This is a genomic window from Lichenibacterium minor (assembly GCF_004137685.1).
In the GTDB taxonomy this organism is placed as follows: domain Bacteria; phylum Pseudomonadota; class Alphaproteobacteria; order Rhizobiales; family Beijerinckiaceae; genus Lichenihabitans; species Lichenihabitans minor.
Map to the genome: position 1 here is coordinate 1 of NZ_QYBB01000112.1, position 3,098 is coordinate 3,098.

The 3,098-nt window shown below is 70.9% G+C and carries 4 protein-coding genes and 1 pseudogene; 1 reads left to right on the forward strand and 4 read right to left on the reverse strand.

Annotated features, from left to right (window positions below):
* On the forward strand, positions 1–696 hold a 696-nt coding region (locus D3273_RS27320; protein ID WP_129230150.1), incomplete at its 5' end, for an MFS transporter.
* Positions 697–751: 55 nt separating this feature from the next.
* Here D3273_RS27320 and D3273_RS28950 read toward each other — a convergent pair.
* From D3273_RS28950 to D3273_RS27335, 4 genes and pseudogenes are all read right to left on the reverse strand, one after another.
* On the reverse strand, positions 752–1,027 hold the full coding sequence (locus D3273_RS28950; RefSeq protein WP_207210926.1) for an MBL fold metallo-hydrolase: 276 nt from the start codon (positions 1,025–1,027) through the stop codon (positions 752–754).
* Between the two features lie 236 nt (positions 1,028–1,263).
* Positions 1,264–1,641: pseudogene (locus D3273_RS30100) on the reverse strand (MBL fold metallo-hydrolase); the annotation flags it as partial.
* Positions 1,642–1,734: 93 nt separating this feature from the next.
* Entirely contained in the window at positions 1,735–2,697 is a 963-nt protein-coding gene (locus tag D3273_RS27330; protein WP_428977816.1) for an aliphatic sulfonate ABC transporter substrate-binding protein, read from the reverse strand.
* The coding region (locus D3273_RS27335) for an ABC transporter ATP-binding protein (RefSeq protein ID WP_165359746.1) at positions 2,694–3,098 on the reverse strand (405 nt) is incomplete at its 5' end. The genes D3273_RS27335 and D3273_RS27330, both read right to left, overlap by 4 nt.

Here is a 3,098-nt window from a genome sequence, read left to right on the forward strand (position 1 = left end):
CTCGCCTTCGGCCTCCACGCCCGGCGGGTCGCGCATCCGGCCGTGGACCTGCGGCTGTTCCGGCACCGCTCCTTCGCGGTCGGCACGCTGGCCGGCGGCCTCTGCCGCGTCGGGCTCAACGGCGCTCCCTTCCTGCTGCCGCTGATGCTGCAGGTCGGGTTCGGCATGAGCCCCGTCGCGTCGGGCTCGCTCACCTTCGTGAGCAGCATCGGCGCCGTCTTCGTGCGCGTCACGGCCGGACGCCTGCTGCGCTGGTTCGGCTTCAGGAGCGTGCTGAGCTGGAGCGCTGTGCTCGGCGCCCTGGTGGTCGCCGGTTTCGCGCTGCTCGAGCCGTCGACCCCGCATTGGGCCGTGGCGGCCTACATCTTCGCCTTCGGCCTGATGCGGTCGACGCAGTTCATGACGTCCAACACACTGTCCTACGCCGACCTACCCGCCGCGGAGCTGAGCCGGGCCACCAGCATCGGAGGCGTGCTCCAGCAACTCAGCGTCAGCTTCGGCGTGTCGGTGGCCGCCACGGTGCTGACCTGGCTCAGCCGCCACGGCGAGGCGCTGACGCCCGCGCGCTTCCACGAGACCTTCCTGCTCACCGCCATCATCCCGCTGCTGGCGCTGCCGGGTTTCCTGCTCCTCAAAGCGGAGGACGGCGCAGAGGTCAGCCGCCACCGGACCGGGACGGCCCGGGCGGGCGCCTGATCCGCGCTCCCGCCCGGGGGGGAAGGGGTGAGGCATGGCGGGCCGTGCGATCGGGTCAGGACGCCGTCCACAGCGCCGAGACGTAGTCGTACCCGCCGCCGCTCTTGATGACGTAGCCCGTCGCCGGGAAGGGGGCGTGGAAGAACGACAGGCGAAGATGGTCGGCGGCAGCGCGGTCGAGCAGGCGCCGCCGCGTCGCAATGGCCTTTTCCAGGTCCATGTCGAACATGGCCTGCCACTCCGGATGCCGGGCGAAGACGAGCGGGTTGTTGGTGATGTCGGCGACGAACATCGTCGCCTCGTCCACCGACGCGATCTCGATGGCGGCCATGCCGGGCGTGTGCCCGCTCGCGTCCAAGGCGTGAAGCCGGGGAGCAGCTCCTCGCCGAAGGCGTAGCGGCGCACGTCGGCCGCGATGGGGTCGAAGGCGCGATGGGCGGAGGCGGCGGTGCCTTTCAGCGCGTCGGGCAGGTGAGCCGCGTCGCCCAACCAGACGTCCCATTCCACCTCGGGCACCAGGACTTCGGCGTTGGGGAAGGCCGCCGTGCCGTCCGGCCCGCGCAGGCCGCCGATGTGGTCGCCGTGGAAGTGGCTGATGATTACCGAGCTCACGGCGGCGGCATCGATGCCCGCCGCGGCGAGGCTCGCCGGCAGCCGTCCGGCAGCGGGCCCCGCGCCCGCGCCCATCCCGGTGTCGATCAGGACGACGCCGTCGCGGGTCTCGACCGCCAGGGCGTGGAAGGTTTGCGTCAGCTTGTCCCGCGCCATCCCGCAGGCCGCGAAGGCTTCCCCGACCTCGTCGGTGTCCGCGTTGCGGACGAAATGCGGGGGCCGGTCGCGCACCAGCACGCCATCGTGCAGCGCGACGGCCGTGAAGGCCCCGACCCTGAACCGGTAGAAGCCCGGCGCCTGCCCGCCGATGTCAGAGGTGCTCGTCCCACCCATGCGTCGTCTCCCGTCGGACCCGGCCGGAGCTTGCCGGGCTCACCGGGCCTGATCAAGGCGCACAGGCATCCGCCGGCTCCCGCCGGAGCTCAGTCATGCCGACAGGAACAGCTTTCCGTCGTAGTATTGGTTCGGCGGAAGCGGATCGGCGACCGTGCCGAATTCCTTGAACATGGCGTTGAACCGCCCCAGCCACCTGTCGACCGTCCCGTCGCGGGTGAAGGCGTCGAGCTGGGCGCTGGTGAGCAGAAGGCGGCTCTTCGCGACCGGCATCAGCACGTCGACCGGCACATGGATGAGGGCCGACGTCAGTTCCACGGTGCGGTCGAGGTTGGCGGCCCGGTAGTCGATCGCCTTCTTCACGACGCTGACGAAGCTGCGCGCGAGATCCGGGTCGCCGCTCACGACCTCGTTGCGGGCCACGACGGCGTTGACGAAGGACACGTCGGGATAGAAGTCGCGGTTGGCGGCGAGCTCCTTCAGGTCCGGCACGCGGCGGCGGATGACGTCGACGAGCGGGTTCCAGATCCCGGCGCCGTCGATCTGGCCCGACGAGAAGGCCGCCACCACGGTGCTCGGGTCCATCGGCACCACCTGCATGTCCTTGATCGTCAGGCCCGCCTTGGCGAGGCCGAGCCGCAGGATCATGTCGCCGGACGTGCCCTGCGGCACGCCGACCTTCTTCCCCTTCAGGTCGGCGATCGACGCGATGCCGGGCTGGGCAATGAGGCGGTCGCTGAAGCCGACGTCGTTGATCGCCACCACCTTGGCGCGGCCGCTCGCCGGTAGCCACAGGGCGCCGGGGCCGATGGTGCCGAAGTCGAGGCTGCCTGCCCCCATGGCCTGCACCTGGATCGGGCCGTTGGTGAACACCTTGAGATCGGGCACGAGCCCCTCGGGTTCCCACAACTTCTGGTCGTTCGCGACGGCGAAGAGGCTCGCGTTCGGGAAATCCCCGATGTAGCCGACCCGCACGGACTTCGGCGCGGCGGCGTGGGCGACGCGGGGCAGCGTCAGCGCGGCGGCCCCCGCCGCCAGGAGAGTGCGGCGGGTCAGCATGACATGAACTCCTGATCGCGGTCGGGGTGGTAGACGGCGCGCCACACACGGTTGCGCAGCTCCGCGAAATGCGGCGACAGGCGCATCTCCTCGGTGCGGGGATATGGCAGGTCGACCGGGACGACGCAGTGGAGGCGGCCGGGGCGCGCCGCCATCACGACGACGCGGCTCGCGAGGTAGACCGCCTCCTCGACGTCGTGGGTGATGAAGATCACGGTGCGGCGCTCGCGGCTCCATGTCTGCAGGAGCTGGTCCTGCAGGCCGACGCGGGTCAGGGCATCGAGGGCGCCGAAGGGTTCGTCCATGAGCAGGATGGCGGGGTCGACCGCGTAGGCGCGCGCGATGGCGCAGCGCTGCTTCATGCCGCCCGACAGCGTCTTCGGCAGGGCGTCGGCGAA